At 64.3% G+C, this 13,910-nt stretch carries 11 protein-coding genes; 4 read left to right on the top strand and 7 right to left on the bottom strand.

Going from position 1 to position 13,910, the window contains the following annotated elements; translation table 11 throughout:
- The first annotated feature begins 154 nt into the window (after positions 1 to 154).
- Both GDH07_RS22765 and GDH07_RS22760 read left to right on the top strand, forming a co-directional pair.
- A complete protein-coding gene (locus tag GDH07_RS22765) occupies positions 155 to 2,503 on the top strand; it encodes an FdhF/YdeP family oxidoreductase (RefSeq protein ID WP_053132658.1) in 2,349 nt (782 codons plus the stop codon).
- A gap of 225 nt (positions 2,504 to 2,728) precedes the next feature.
- Entirely contained in the window at positions 2,729 to 3,199 is a 471-nt protein-coding gene (locus GDH07_RS22760) for a YMGG-like glycine zipper-containing protein (RefSeq protein ID WP_022644221.1), read from the top strand.
- A 168-nt stretch (positions 3,200 to 3,367) separates the two neighbouring features.
- Here GDH07_RS22760 and GDH07_RS22755 read toward each other — a convergent pair whose 3' ends face one another.
- From GDH07_RS22755 to GDH07_RS22735, 5 genes are all read right to left on the bottom strand, one after another.
- Positions 3,368 to 3,802, bottom strand: coding sequence for an acyl-CoA thioesterase (locus GDH07_RS22755; RefSeq protein ID WP_031321646.1), 435 nt, complete (start codon positions 3,800 to 3,802; stop codon positions 3,368 to 3,370).
- A gap of 56 nt (positions 3,803 to 3,858) precedes the next feature.
- Positions 3,859 to 5,085, bottom strand: coding sequence for a 3-hydroxyacyl-CoA dehydrogenase (locus GDH07_RS22750; RefSeq protein ID WP_152899002.1), 1,227 nt, complete (start codon positions 5,083 to 5,085; stop codon positions 3,859 to 3,861).
- Positions 5,086 to 5,217: 132 nt separating this feature from the next.
- Positions 5,218 to 7,152, bottom strand: a complete 1,935-nt coding sequence (locus GDH07_RS22745; RefSeq protein WP_152899001.1) for a RecQ family ATP-dependent DNA helicase — start codon at positions 7,150 to 7,152, stop codon at positions 5,218 to 5,220.
- Between the two features lie 139 nt (positions 7,153 to 7,291).
- A complete protein-coding gene (locus GDH07_RS22740) occupies positions 7,292 to 8,422 on the bottom strand; it encodes a polysaccharide deacetylase family protein (RefSeq protein ID WP_053132664.1) in 1,131 nt (376 codons plus the stop codon).
- A gap of 69 nt (positions 8,423 to 8,491) precedes the next feature.
- Positions 8,492 to 9,655, bottom strand: a complete 1,164-nt coding sequence (locus GDH07_RS22735; protein WP_152899000.1) for a tetratricopeptide repeat protein — start codon at positions 9,653 to 9,655, stop codon at positions 8,492 to 8,494.
- Between the two features lie 234 nt (positions 9,656 to 9,889).
- On the opposite strand from GDH07_RS22735, the gene GDH07_RS22730 reads away from it, so the two are divergent.
- Together GDH07_RS22730 and GDH07_RS22725 are read left to right on the top strand one after the other, a co-directional pair.
- Complete coding sequence (locus tag GDH07_RS22730; RefSeq protein ID WP_085598136.1) at positions 9,890 to 10,243, top strand: DUF1493 family protein; 354 nt, start codon at positions 9,890 to 9,892, stop codon at positions 10,241 to 10,243.
- A gap of 42 nt (positions 10,244 to 10,285) precedes the next feature.
- Entirely contained in the window at positions 10,286 to 11,140 is an 855-nt protein-coding gene (locus tag GDH07_RS22725; protein WP_152899190.1) for a DMT family transporter, read from the top strand.
- A 109-nt stretch (positions 11,141 to 11,249) separates the two neighbouring features.
- Here GDH07_RS22725 and GDH07_RS22720 read toward each other — a convergent pair whose 3' ends face one another.
- Both GDH07_RS22720 and hslO read right to left on the bottom strand, forming a co-directional pair.
- Positions 11,250 to 12,791 (bottom strand): phosphoenolpyruvate carboxykinase, encoded by a 1,542-nt coding sequence (locus tag GDH07_RS22720; RefSeq protein ID WP_152898999.1) that lies wholly within the window; start codon positions 12,789 to 12,791, stop codon positions 11,250 to 11,252.
- Positions 12,792 to 12,972: 181 nt separating this feature from the next.
- Entirely contained in the window at positions 12,973 to 13,875 is a 903-nt protein-coding gene (gene hslO, locus GDH07_RS22715; protein ID WP_022644213.1) for an Hsp33 family molecular chaperone HslO, read from the bottom strand.
- Positions 13,876 to 13,910 lie beyond the last annotated feature (35 nt).

Here is a 13,910-nt window from a genome sequence, read left to right as displayed (position 1 = left end):
TGCGCAGCGCCAGCTCCTGCGAGGCCCGCCCCCGTGCTCGCTTCTCGAGCTTGCGCCACACCCGGCAAGGGCCGCGTCATCACCGTCACTACCTTGTCCACCTGCCGCATCGCAGCGCACTGCGGCCCGACAGCCCCGCGATGGAGAGTCGCCCGTGAGTACACATAACCAAGCCGACCAGAAACCCGTGGCCCGCTACAAGCCCTACAAGGGACCGGCCGGCGGTTGGGGCGCCCTGATCAGCGTGGCCCAGGCCTGGCTGACCAGCGACAACGCCCTGAAGAACATCCGCATGATGCTCAAGACCAACCAGAACGGTGGCTTCGACTGCCCGGGCTGCGCCTGGGGCGACTCGCCGGAAAGCGGCATGGTCAAGTTCTGCGAAAACGGCGCCAAGGCAGTGAACTGGGAAGCCACCAAACGCCGGGTGGACGGCGCCTTCTTCGCCAAGCACAGCGTCAGCTCCCTGTTGGAACAGAGCGACTACTGGCTCGAGTACCAGGGCCGGTTGACCGAGCCGATGAGCTACGACGCCGAGACCGACCGCTATCGTCCCATCAGTTGGGAAGACGCCTTCAGCCTGATCGCCCGGCACCTGCTGAACCTGCCGAGCCCGGACATGGCCGAGTTCTACACCTCGGGCCGGGCCAGCAACGAGGCGGCCTATCTCTACCAGCTGTTCGTGCGGGCCTACGGCACCAACAACTTCCCCGACTGTTCGAACATGTGCCACGAAGCCAGTGGCGTGGCCCTGGCGCAGAGCGTCGGGGTGGGCAAGGGCACGGTGACCTTCGACGACTTCGAGCACTCGGACGCGATCTTCGTCTGGGGCCAGAACCCCGGCACCAACCATCCGCGGATGCTCGAGCCCCTGCGCGAGGCAGTGAAGCGCGGCGCCCAGGTAGTGTGCGTGAACCCGCTGAAAGAGCGCGGCCTGGAACGCTTCCAGCACCCGCAGAACCCCCTGGAGATGCTCACTAACGGCAACCGTCCGACCAACACCGCGTACTTCCGCCCGGCCCTGGGTGGCGACATGGCGTTGCTGCGCGGCATGGCCAAGTTCCTCCTGCAATGGGAACGCGATGCGCAAAAGGCCGGGACCGCGGCCGTGTTCGACCACGACTTCCTCAACACCCACACCGCCCAGGTGCTGGAATACCTGGGCACCATCGATGACACCCCGTGGGAGCAGATCGTCGAGCAGTCGGGCCTGACCCTGGTGGAGATCGAGCAGGCGGCGCGCATGTACGCCAAGGGCAAGAACGTCATCATGTGCTGGGCCATGGGCATTACCCAGCATCGCCATTCGGTGGCGACCATCCAGGAAATCGCCAACCTGATGCTGCTGCGCGGCAACGTCGGCAGGCCAGGCGCCGGCCTGTGCCCGGTCCGCGGCCACAGTAACGTCCAGGGCGACCGCACCATGGGCATCAACGAGCGGCCGCCGGTGGCCTTCCTCGATTCCCTGGAGCGGCGTTTCCAGTTCAAGGTGCCCAGGGACAACGGCCATAACGTGGTCGAGGCGATCCACGCCATGCTCGAAGGCCGCTCCAAGGTATTCATCGGCCTTGGGGGCAACTTCGCCCAGGCCACTCCGGACAGCGAGCGGACGTTCCAGGCCCTGCGCAACTGCGACCTCACCGTGCAGATCAGCACCAAGCTCAATCGCAGCCACCTGGCCCACGGCAAGGATGCGCTGATCCTGCCGTGCCTGGGCCGCACCGACATCGACCTGCAGGCCGGCGGCCCGCAAGCGGTGACCGTGGAAGACTCCTTCAGCATGGTCCACGCCTCCAACGGCCAGTTGCAGCCGCTGTCGGTGCACATGCGTTCCGAACCCTGGATCCTCGCCGGCATCGCTTCGGCCACCCTGGGCAACCGCCCGGTGGACTGGAGCTGGCTGGCAGCCGACTACGGGCGCATCCGCGACCTGATCGCCGACACCATCCCGGGCTTCAAGGAATTCAACGAGCGGCTCAAGCACCCAGGCGGCTTCTACCTGGGCAACGCCGCCGGCGCCCGCCAGTGGAACACCTCCTCGGGGCGCGCCAACTTCCGCGCCAACCTGCTGCCCAGGGACCTGATCGACGAACGCACCCGGGCCAGTGGCCAGTTGCCGGACCTGATCCTGCAATCGATGCGCTCCCACGACCAGTACAACACCACCATCTACGGCCTCGATGACCGCTACCGTGGGGTCAAGGGTCAGCGCGACGTGCTGTTCGCCAACGAAGCGGACATCATCCGCCTGGGTTTCAAGCCGGGGCAGAAAGCCGACATCGTGTCGTTGTGGAACGATGGCCGCGAACGGCGGGTCAAGGGTTTCACCCTGCTGGCCTTCGATATCCCGGCCGGCCAGGCCGCGGCCTACTACCCGGAGGTGAATCCGCTGGTGCCGCTGGAAAGCACCGGCGACGGCAGCCACACCCCGACCTCCAAGTTCATCGCCATCCGCCTGGAAGCTGCCAGTGACAATGGCCTGATCATGGCCCGCTCGGCCTGATCCACTGCGCTTGCAACAGCGTTGCCCCAGGCACGAAAAAGGCCGCCCCTGCATGCAGGGAGCGGCCTTCGTCAAGTAACCGTAGACCTGCGAAAATCACTTAAGTTCCCCATTAAAAACAATAAGTTACGCGATTGTGTACAACTCGTGCTATTCGTCGGATTTCGTTTGTAAGCCTCGCGGTACAGCCTCAGGATCGCGCCGTCATCCCTTTGAGGCTCATGTATGAAGTTCTCCTCGATTCTCTTGTTGTCCCTTGGCCTGGTCAGCGGCGTCGCCTCTGCCGGTGGCACCACTGAAGCAGGTGTGGGCGGCGCATTGGGCGGGGTTCTAGGCTCGGTGGTCGGCCAGCAGCTGGGCGGCAATACCGGTTCGGCCATTGGCGCGGCCATCGGCGGTGCGGGCGGCAGCGCGGTCGGCGCCGACAAGCGCAGCCGTGGCCAGGCAGCCATCGGTGGCGCCTTGGGTGCGGCTGGCGGCAACGTCGTAGGTCGCAGCATGGGCGGCAACACCGGCAGCCTGATCGGTGCGGCGGCCGGCGGTGGTGCCGGCGGCGCACTGGGTAACTACATGGGTAACGAAAGCGCCCGGGAAGATCGCGAATACCGCCGCGATCGCGACCGCCGCTACTACCGCGACGGCCACCGTGGCCGTGGCCATGCCTATGGCCACCGCAAGCATCGTCATCACGACTGATCGACCCGGTACCTCGTAGCCGCTACCGCTCACTGGGCGCGAGGCCAAGGGCCTCGCCAGACCAGGGGCTGCAGTGCTGACCCCGAGGAAGGCCAGGCCTCTGCTGCGGCGCCGATCCCAGCCTGCGGCAGCGGCTACGGGTCCTGCAGTGCAATCAGGTTTCGAGACTCAGGCCACCAGCAGCTGTTCCAGGGCTGCGCGCAGGACCGCCGGAATCGGCACCGGAAGGTTCGACGCCCGATCCACGAACACATGGACGAAACGCCCCGCCGCGCACGGCTCCCCCTCCCCCAGCTTGAATACCGCCAGCTCGTATTGCACCGAGCTGTTGCCCAGCTTGCCGACCCGCAGGCCGACCTCGATACGTTCGGGATAGGCGACGGACGCGAAGTAATCGCAAGCCGAGCTGACCACGAACCCCACCACCTCACCATCATGGATATCCAGGCCACCCTGCTCGATCAGGTAGGTGTTCACCGCCGTGTCGAAGAAGCTGTAGTAGGTGACGTTGTTCACGTGGCCGTAGACATCATTGTCGTGCCAGCGGGTGGTGATCGGCTGGAAATGGCGGTAGTCGCTGCGTTGTGGCACAGGCTCGGACATCAGGACGGTCTCCCATGGGTTGAGCGATTGGTCGCCGGGCATTTCACCCCAGGCGACTAAGCCTGGGCAAACCCTTTTCCTGCACCAGCCAGATCCTCGATCAACTGCGCCGGCCGCCAATGGGCACCATGCTCGGCTTCCAGGCGCAGCAACTGGCGCCGGACCTGCTCCAGGCCCTGGTTATCGGCCCAGCTCATCGGCCCGCCCCGCTCCTTGGGAAAGCCATAACCGTTGAGATAGACCAGGTCGATGTCATGGGCCGAGCCGGCAATGCCTTCCTGGAGGATCTTCGCCCCCTCGTTGACCAGCGCCAGCAGGCAGCGCTCGAGGATCTCCTCGGGGCCGATGTCCCGCCGCTGGTAACCCAGGCCCTCACTGACCTGCAGCACCAGCGCATCCACTTGCGGGTCGTGTTCGGCCTGGCGGCTACCGGGCTCGTAGTGGTAATAACCATCGCCGCTTTTCTGACCGAAACGGCCCAGTTCGCACAGGCGATTGTCGACCTGGACCTGCGGCGCGTCCTGCCCGGCACCGGCCAGTTGCCGGGCACGCCAACCCAGGTCGATGCCCACCACGTCGTACATGCGAAACGGCCCCATGGCAAAACCGAATCCCTGCAAGGCGCCGTCCACCTGATAGGGAAAGGCCCCTTCCAGGAGCATCTTGCGGGCCTCGAGGACATAGGTGTTGAGCATGCGGTTGCCGATGAACCCGAAACAGTTGCCAGCCACCACGCTGACCTTGCCCATGCGCTGGCCCAGGGCCAGAGCCGCATCCAACACCGTCGGCGCCGTCCTGGCCGCGCGTACCACCTCCAGCAGCTTCATGATGTGCGCCGGGCTGAAGAAGTGCATTCCCAGCACCTGGGGCGCCCGTTGGGTGACAGCGGCAATGGCATCGATATCCAGCGCCGAAGTGTTGCTGGCCAGGATCGTCGATGGCTTGAGGGCGGCGTCCAGCTGGCGAAAGATCTGCTGCTTGAGCTCGAGGTTCTCGTACACCGCCTCGATCACCAGATCCACCTCGGCTAGCTGTGGATAACCTTCGGCAATGCCGATCCGTGCCAGCCGCGCGTCGGCTTCGGCCTGCTCGATACGGCCCTGGCGCACATTGTGGGCATAGGTCTGGGCCACCGCCGCCAGCGCCTGCTGGAGCATCTGCGGATCCTTGTCCAGCCACAGTACCGGCAGGCCGGCATTGGCCAGGCACATGGCGATGCCACGGCCCATGGTGCCGGCGCCAATCACCGCGGCGCGCTGAATATCGAATGCTGTCTGGCTCATGGCGGCTCTCCTTCCTGTAGGTGATCCTGGCTCAGGCACCACCATAGTCAGGCGAGCATCATTTTTGAAATTTATTCCTGTGATGCCCAACATTCAGCAGATGGATCGCCATAAGGAACAAGGCACCCGGCTTCAGGCCGGCAAATGGCTCTCGCACCATTGCCGTACCTCGGCGTAGGGGTAGTCCTCCAACGCGGCGAATCCCGGGATACCACGGACCTTGAGCTTGGTGAACAACGGCACGCTGATGCCACAGAGAAAACGCGTCAGGCGCTCCGCCCCGGGAAGAACCCCGGTGTGCTGCTGGTGCCTGTGGATAAAGTCGCCACACAAGCCGGCGAAGTTCTTATCCACAAGCGCAGGCAGCTCGGGTGGCTCGGGCAAGCGCGCCACCTGGCCCCGGCACACCGAACAATGCCCACACTGCCGAGGTGCCTGCCGGTCACCGAAATACTCCGCCAACCGATGCCCCAGGCACTGCTCGCTGGCGAACAGGTCGAGCATGGCGTGGATCCGCGCGATCTCGCCAGCCTCATGGCGGGTGAAGTAGGCGTGCAGCTCGGCACTTAGCGCCGGCGCATCGAAGTCGCCCTGCAGCAGGCTGTAGACTTCGGTCATCTGCTTGCTTTCCAACTCCACCCAGCCTTTTTCCTGGAAGTAGTCCAGGGCCTTGACCACCCGTTGGCGCGGTGCCTGGCAGTGGTCGTAGAGTGCGTCGAAATCCACCGTGGCCCAGGTCCGGGCGCGGCTGGAGGTGTGCAGGATGGCCTCGACGAAGTCCCGCCGTTCACCTTCGAAACGCCCCAGCAGATCAGCCGGCTCCAGCAGCAACTTGAAGCGGTATTCGGCGAAGTAGGCATAGCGCGGAGCGATCAGACCGCGCAGTTCCAGTTGCACCAGCAAGGTCTTGAGCGGCAACTGGCGAATGTTGCTCTGGTCCGCCAAGGGGCCCAGCAACAGTTCCCACTGCCCGGTGGGCGCTGCGGCCAGCAACTCATCGAGCACGCAACGGATCCCGCTCAGCTCCGGGGTATCGCCATAAACGAAGTTCTCCAGCACGTTGAGACTGTCGCGGTTGGCCAGCACCAGGCAGTCCGAGGGTTGCCCATCGCGCCCGGCGCGGCCGATTTCCTGGCTGTAGTTCTCGATGGACTTGGGCAGGTCGAAATGCACGACGTTGCGGATATCGCTCTTGTCGATGCCCATGCCGAAGGCGATGGTGGCGACGATGCACTGGCTGTGTCCCTGCATGAAGCGGCGCTGGATCGCCTCACGCTGCTCATGGGGCAAACCGGCGTGGTAGGCCTGGGCGGCAATGCCCTGCTGGCCCAGGTACTCGGCGACCTGCTCGGCGGTCTTCTGCAAGGTCACGTAGACGATGCTCGGCTGCCCATTCCGCTCGCCCAACCACTGCACCAGGCGCCGGCGTTTGTCGATCCCGGCGACCGGCTCCACCAGCAGGTTGAGGTTGGATCGATAGAAACCGGTGGTCACCACATCGGTGGCGGCGATGGCGAAGCGCGCCTGCATGTCGGCGATCACCTGGGGAGTGGCCGTGGCGGTCAACAGCAAAGCCTGGGGGATATTGAACTGGCGCTGGTAGTCCGGCAGCTTCAGGTAGTCGGGCCGGAAGTTGTGCCCCCACTCGGAAATGCAGTGGGCCTCATCCACCACCAGCAAGGAGATGGGCACCTGCTGCAGGAAGTTGCGAAAGCGTTCGTTCTTCAGGCGTTCCACCGAGATCATCAGGATCTTCAGTTCCCCGGAGCGGGCGCGGGCCATCACCTGGTTGGCCTCATCGCGACCCTGGGCCGAATCGATGCTCGCCGCGGCGATGCCATGGCGCTGGAGAAAGGCCAGCTGGTCCTGCATCAAGGCCAGCAGCGGCGACACCACCAGGGTCAGGTGCGGCAGCAGCAGGGCCGGCAGCTGGTAGCACAGGGACTTGCCGGAACCGGTGGGAAAGATCGCCGCCGCCGAGCGCCCGGCCAGCACCGCGCTGATGGTGGCCTCCTGTCCTGGGCGAAAGCCTGGATAACCAAAGACCTGTTCGAGGGTGCTGTACATGGGAGTCACTCCTTTGACCGCTGACCGTCGTTGAAGACTAGCGCGGTGGGTCGGCGGATCGAGGAAAGGTCGTGGAGCAAAGCGCTACCGGATGATACCGGCACACCAGGGCGGTGGCCGGTTCATTGGCAAGCAGTGGCTAGCGCAGGCTGCGACAGTCCAGCCATTGCACGCCATTGTGCTGGTTGCCCTCGACCAGCAGCGGTACGGCCTGGGCCGCCTTGGGATGGACGTCGTGGAACAGCACGATGCCGCGCCGCCACAACAGCATCAGCGTCTGTACCCGCTGGGCGGCGGCCTGGGCACTGACCTTCTTGCTCCAGTCCTGGGAATCGATGTTCCACAGCATCAGTTGCAGGCCGTGGCCCTTGAGGAAAACACCAGCGTCGGCGCGACGTTGCCCATAGGGCGGGCGAAACAACGGCAGGTATTCCCCTTCCAGGGAATGGCCGACCAGGCTGGCGCTGTCGACCAGGGAATCCTGCCACCGGCTCCAGGAGGCATGGGACTTGTGTTCCCAGCCATGCAGGCCCACGCATTGACCGTTGTAGAGCTCGCGCAACTGCTCGGTCGAGGTCCGCTGCAAACGCGCCTGGAACGGCGCCCCCAGGACGAAGAACAACCCATGCAGGTCATGGGCCTGCAGCACCGCCGCCAGCTCGTCGCTATGACCACCGCGCGGGCTGGGACCATCGTCGAAGGTCAGCAGGAATTGTCGGTCAGCCAGTTCGTCGCCCAGTCTTTCCGCCGGATCCATTCGCTGGATCTCGCTGCTGACCGTGGGAAACAGGGCCGCCAGGCGCAGTTGCTCATGCAGGTACTGCTGGTGGAAGCGCGAACTGGCCTGGGCCCAGGCATCGTAGGTGTCCTTGCTCTCGCCGGTGAAGCCGGCCACCAGCTGGCGCAACTCGGCGAGATTGCGCACGGGCTGGCAGAACGGTGCGCTGTCACAGTCGTGGCTGGCCAGACGATAGTTGACCAGCAGCAACTCCCAGAAGCGCTGGCGCACCCGGTCGATGGACTTGAGGTCCAGCTGCCGTACCCCGAGACGTTGCTTCAGGGCTCCCTCATCCAGGCTCTCACTGGCCAGCAAAGCCTTGCCGAACATCAGGATTTCCGCCCGGGAGGCGGTGTCGAAGTCCACCGAACTGGTCAGGGGCGCCGGCCAGCCACTGCGGTCGATGGTGGCGAACACCAGAGGGCCTGCCGCCTGGACCGAGACGCTGCACAGGCACAACGCCAACAGCCAGGGGAAAACAGCATTGCGCATATCAATCTCCATGGATGCACGGGACGCTCCTGCCAGCGCGCCGCGCAAAAACAACGTCCAGCCTGGGGCTCAGGGTTTTTGCAGCCGCTCTATGGCCTGGTCGTACACCGGGCTGGCCTTCTGCTCGCGGGCCTTGCGGTAATTCTCCAAGGCCATGGCCAACTGCCCGGCCCCCTCGAAGACTCGACCCATGTCGTAATAGGCACTGGCCCGGATCGTCGCCGCCGCCGGACCGCTGGCCAGCGCGATGGCCTGACGGTCGGCGCGTATGGCCTCGTCGGGCCGGCTGTTCTTGCGCTGGCTCAAAGCCAGGTTGCTGTAGGCCTGGGCAAAACCCGGCGCCATTTCGATAGCTTCGCGGTAATAGATACCCGCCCCGCCGAAGTCGCCCTTGCGGTAGGCCTCTTCGCCCTTGCGGTTGAGCGCCTTGGCTTCGGCTGGGCCCATGTCCGCAGGCACTTGCTGGTCGCTGGTGCGCATCTGCTCGAGCAACGAATTCAGGTCGCTGTAGGTGCCGTTCGGTTCGCTGCTGGTCTGCGCCACCCGGTCGATATCTTCCATCTGGCCATCGGCATTCAGGCGGAACACGGCCCAGAGGTTGCCCTGGCGCTGCTCCGGTACCCGATAGCTACGAATGAGGCTGGCGCCACGGTAGACGAAGACCTGGGCCCGGCTGCGGCCCAGGTGCAGGGACTCGGGATGGTTGCCATGGGTGAAGTCATGCACGGCATACAAGTAGGCCTCGCCGGGCAAGAGCTCATCGATGGTGATGGTCTCCGCGCCCTGATGGTCGTCGCTGGTTCTTTCCAGGCGCGCCCCGGGCCCTTGGCTGGCAACGAACGACAAGGCCTTGCGGGAATAGATCAGCCGGGCATCCAGGTCTTCGCCCGGGGCATCCCAGGTCAGCACCACCCGCAGGCTGGAGGGTTTGTCCATTACCGGACTCAGGGCGTAGACCAGGCCCTGGCAGGGGCATTGGGTTCGCAGGTCGGCGTAACCGGGCTGGCGGATCAGCAGCCCGCCGGCATCGCCAGGGACGTCCAGCACCGCTCGCCCCTGGGCATCGGTAGCCCCCGCGACCAGGTTCGTACCCCGCTGCAACTGCACCTGGGCCTCGGCCACAGGCGAGCCCTTGGCCACGGCGTCCAGCACCTGGATCGACAACGGCTGGGCGTGCACCACGCTTATCACCATCCCTAGCCACAACACCGCCAACAGGCGCATACAAGCCATAGCAAAATCCCTGTAAACGAATCTGGCCGCAGCTCGAACGCGGCCTATCAACCAGCGGCGCACCATACACATTTTCGCCCGCCAATGCTCGACCCAGGGCTGGAAAATACTGCGCAATGGGATGCAGTCGAAAGTTCGCAGGGACTGGTGCGGATCTGCTGCGAGGGGCTTGAAAAACCACCATCGGATCGCCTTACACTCCATTCCTTCCAAGAGCCGTAGCGAATCGCGACCATGCATCTGGCCCCCGGTTTTCCCGACGACGCGAACATGCGCCAGCTGATGCAGTTGCTGCATGAGGAGATCGGCCTGCCCGAGCGCAAGGCCTTGCATCTGAAGACCGCGATCAACCTTGACCTGGGTTGCGATGGTGCCGATGCCCGGCATCTGTTGCTGGCCCTGGAAGAACAGTTCGAGCTCGACCTCGCCGACTTCGACAGCTATCGCTACTTCCAGCCCGAAGGTTTCGATCCACACCTCAAGCGCCGGGCCAAGGGCCGGGGCGACAAGCTGCCATTGACCATCGGCATGCTGTACCAGGCGATCAGGCTGCGCCGCTGGGACACCCGGGCGCTGGAAAGCCTCTAGGACCTACAACAATAAGACAAGGAAGAAACCGTGGATGTACTGATGGGGCTGCTCGCCGCCGTGCTTTGGGGCGGCACCGACTTTCTCGTGGGCCTGAATGTCCGGGCCGTGGGCGCCAAGCGCGCCGTGTTCTTCAGCCAGACACTGGGCGTGATCCTCATGAGCCTTTTGCTGGCACTCTTCCCCGCCTTCCTGTTCAAGGCCCTGGCCGCGCCGCTGGATGTCTGGCTGATGGGCATGCTCGCCGCCTGCTTCACCCTCTCTGGCGCCCTGGCCCTGGGCAAGGCCTTCGCCCTGGGCAAGGCCGCCATCATCGCCCCGCTGGTGACCTCCTACGGCGTGGTCACCACCCTGCTGTCATGGGCCAGCGGCGAGCACATCAGCCTGGTCCAGTTGCTGTGCATCCTGGTCTGCGTGGTGGGGGTGATTCTCTCCAGCATTCATTCGGGCCCCAAGCTGCCGCAGAACACCGATGCCAGTCGCTCGATCGTCTATGCCCTGCTGTCGGCCTGCCTGTACGGCACCAGTTTCTGGTTGCAGGGGCGCTATACCCTGCCGCAACTGGGCCCGGTCAGCATGCTGTGGCTGGGTTACGTGGTGGGATCGAGCGTATCGCTGCTGATGATGCTCAAGGTCCCGGACGGCTTGAAGCTGCCCCCCCTGAAGAGCTGCGGCACCCTGGCCAGCTCCAGCCTGATGAACCTCGGAGCGTTCTTCGCCTTTTCCTGGGGCGCCATGCACGGCTCGGTGTCGGTGGTGACGGTGATCAGTACCTTGTCCGGCGGCATCGCCGCGGTGCTCAGCTACCTGTTCTTCAAGGAACGCCTGTCCAAGGTGCAAGTGACAGGAGTGGCGCTGGTGCTGCTGGGCGCGCTGGCGCTGCACTTGAAGGGCTGAGCCAGGGGTTAAAGCCAGGTAAACGTCCGCACCCGGAACACCGCCCTGCCGATACGCCGCGCACAAAAAAGCCGCCCCGAACGGCGGCTTTTTCATGGCAGGTCGAGGCTTACAGCTTCGGACCGGCAGCCTTGATGGCGTCGCTCACTTCGAACTTCTTGAAGTTCTCGATGAACAGGCCAGCCAGGGCCTTGGCGGCTTCGTCGTAGGCAGCCTTGTCAGTCCAGGTGTTGCGTGGGTTGAGCAGCTCGGTATCGACACCCGGAACGGCTTTAGGCACGTCCAGGTTGATGATATCCAGGTGTTCGGTCTCGGCACCGACCAGGGCACCGCTCTGGATCGCTGCGATCACGCCACGGGTGGTCGGGATGTTGAAGCGCTTGCCGACGCCGTAGCCACCGCCGGTCCAGCCGGTGTTGACCAGGTAGACCTTGGAGCCGAAGCCGTTGATGCGCTTGATCAGCAGCTCAGCGTATTCGCCCGCCGGACGCGGGAAGAACGGTGCGCCGAAGCAGGTGGAGAAGGTCGACTTGATGCCGCCGCCCGAACCCATTTCGGTGGAACCGACCAGCGCGGTGTAGCCGGACAGGAAGTGGTAGGCCGCCTGCTCGTTGTTCAGGATCGACACCGGCGGCAGGACGCCAGTCAGGTCGCAGGTCAGGAAGATCACCGCGTTGGGCTCGCCACCCAGGTTGTGCTCGGAACGCTTCTCGACGTGTTCCAGCGGGTAGGCGGCGCGGGTGTTCTGGGTCAGGCTGGCATCGGCGTAGTCGGCGCGCTTGGCATCGTCCAGGACCACGTTCTCCAGCACGACGCCGTGCTTGATGGCTTTCCAGATGACCGGCTCGTTCTTCTCGGACAGGTCGATGCACTTGGCGTAGCAGCCACCTTCCATGTTGAACACCACGCCCTCGCCCCAGCCGTGCTCGTCGTCACCGATCAGGTAGCGGCTTTCGTCGGCCGACAGGGTGGTCTTGCCGGTACCCGACAGGCCGAAGAACAGGGTCACGTCGCCTTCTTCGCCGATGTTGGCGGCGCAGTGCATCGGCAGTACGTCGACAGCCGGCAGCAGGAAGTTCTGCACCGAGAACATGGCCTTCTTCATTTCACCGGCGTAGCGCATGCCGGCGATCAGCACTTTCTTCTGGGCGAAGTTGAGGATGACGCAGCCGTCGGAGTTGGTGCCGTCACGCTCGGGCACGCACTCGAAGTTGGCGACGTTGAGGATCTGCCACTCTTCGCGACCAGCCGGGTTGTACTGCTCCGGGGTGATGAACAGGCAACGGCCGAACAGGTTCTGCCAGGCGGTCTGGGTGGTCATCTTGACGGCCAGGTAGTGCTCGGCGGCAGCCCCTACGTGGACGTGGGAAACGAAGTGTTCCTGGGCGTTGTTGAACGCCTCGACGCGAGCCCACAGGGCATCGAACTTGTCGGCCGGGAACTTGCGGTTGATCGAGCCCCAGGCGATCGCATCCTGGGTGGAAGGCTCTTCGACGATGAAACGGTCCGCCGGCGAACGGCCAGTGCGGTGGCCGGTCTTGACCGTCAGCGCGCCAGTATCGGCCAACTCGCCTTCACCGCGGGACAGCGCTTCTTTTACCAGCTCATCGACGCTCAGGTCGGTGTACACGGTGTTCTTGGCTTGCGTCATGAGGTTCCCCGTCGTCGGCCAATGGCCGATTGCTCAAACGTTTTGTAGTAGAAACTCGCGCACTACTACCGCGAAAAAAGTGCGCCGGATTATGCCAGAAAAGCCCGAAAATAGTAGGGTCCTCCCGTCAGCATGGCGTAATTCCGGCGTTCGCTAGGTGATTTACCTTCGCTGAAACGTTTTAGTGACGAGTATCTGACGGTGACTCGACGCCCGCACCGGCGAACAATTGCGTGATGTCGGCTGCGTCGAACAGATAGCGCTGGTTGCAGAACTGACAGTCGATCTCGACGCTGCCGCCATGTTCGGCCACCAGTTGCTGCGCATCCTCCAGCCCCAGGCTGACCAGGGCATTGCCCGAGCGCTCGCGCGAGCAGCTGCAGCGAAAGCGCAGCGGCTGCACGTCGAACAGGCGCACGGCCTCCTCGTGGTACAGGCGATGGAGCACGGTTTCGTTGTCCAGGCTAAGTAGCTCATCGGCAGTCAGGGTGCTGGCCAGGGCGGTGAGGTGCTGCCAATTGGCATCGCGCTCCTCGGGATCGCGCAGGCGGTCGGCCGGCAGTTGCTGCAGCAGCAGGCCACGGGCATTGCGGCCGTCGGCGTAGAGCCAGAAACGAGTGCCGGTCTGCTGCGACATGACGAAATAGTTGGTGAAGCATTCGGCCAGGGTGGCGCCGTCCAGGTCGACGATCCCCTGGTAGCGCTGGCCCTGGGTCGGGTCCACGGTCAAGGCCAGGACGCCATTGGGCATCATGTCGGCCAGGGTCGCATCCGCAGCGATCTGCGCCGCGTCGTAGCGGGCCAGGCCACGGATCTCGCGCTCGCTGGAGCACTCGATCATCAGCAGGGGAACCGGGCCTTCGGAGCGAGCCTGGAGAATCAGCAGGCCGTCGAACTTCAAGGTGCCGACCAGCAACGACGCCGCCGCCATCAGCTCGCCCAGCAGTTGTGCCACCGGCTCGGGATAGGCGTGCTTGGCAAGGACTTCGGCGTAGCTGCGCTCCAGCGTCACCAGTTCGCCACGGGCGTCGCTCTCATCGAAGATGAAGCGTTGGGTGAAGTCGGTATCCGGCAAATCAGTCATAGGTCTGGGCATCTGAAAGGTGACAAAAAGGTTAC

It is taken from the genome of Pseudomonas piscis, from assembly GCF_009380155.1.
Classification (GTDB): Bacteria; Pseudomonadota; Gammaproteobacteria; order Pseudomonadales; family Pseudomonadaceae; genus Aquipseudomonas; species Aquipseudomonas piscis.
This window is presented reverse-complemented; position numbering and strand designations above follow the sequence as displayed.

Bases quoted from the DNA above. Each gene is read 5' to 3' on its own strand.
- GDH07_RS22755 (WP_031321646.1), bottom strand. From the start codon at position 3,802: ATGTCCGAGCCTGTGCCACAACGCAGCGACTACCGCCATTTCCAGCCG.
- hslO (WP_022644213.1), bottom strand. From the start codon at position 13,875: ATGACTGATTTGCCGGATACCGACTTCACCCAACGCTTCATCTTCGAT.
- GDH07_RS22745 (WP_152899001.1), bottom strand. From the start codon at position 7,152: ATGTACAGCACCCTCGAACAGGTCTTTGGTTATCCAGGCTTTCGCCCA.
- GDH07_RS22760 (WP_022644221.1), top strand. From the start codon at position 2,729: ATGAAGTTCTCCTCGATTCTCTTGTTGTCCCTTGGCCTGGTCAGCGGC.
- GDH07_RS22730 (WP_085598136.1), top strand. From the start codon at position 9,890: ATGCATCTGGCCCCCGGTTTTCCCGACGACGCGAACATGCGCCAGCTG.
- GDH07_RS22740 (WP_053132664.1), bottom strand. From the start codon at position 8,422: ATGCGCAATGCTGTTTTCCCCTGGCTGTTGGCGTTGTGCCTGTGCAGC.
- GDH07_RS22720 (WP_152898999.1), bottom strand. From the start codon at position 12,791: ATGACGCAAGCCAAGAACACCGTGTACACCGACCTGAGCGTCGATGAG.
- GDH07_RS22750 (WP_152899002.1), bottom strand. From the start codon at position 5,085: ATGAGCCAGACAGCATTCGATATTCAGCGCGCCGCGGTGATTGGCGCC.
- GDH07_RS22735 (WP_152899000.1), bottom strand. From the start codon at position 9,655: ATGGCTTGTATGCGCCTGTTGGCGGTGTTGTGGCTAGGGATGGTGATA.
- GDH07_RS22725 (WP_152899190.1), top strand. From the start codon at position 10,286: ATGGGGCTGCTCGCCGCCGTGCTTTGGGGCGGCACCGACTTTCTCGTG.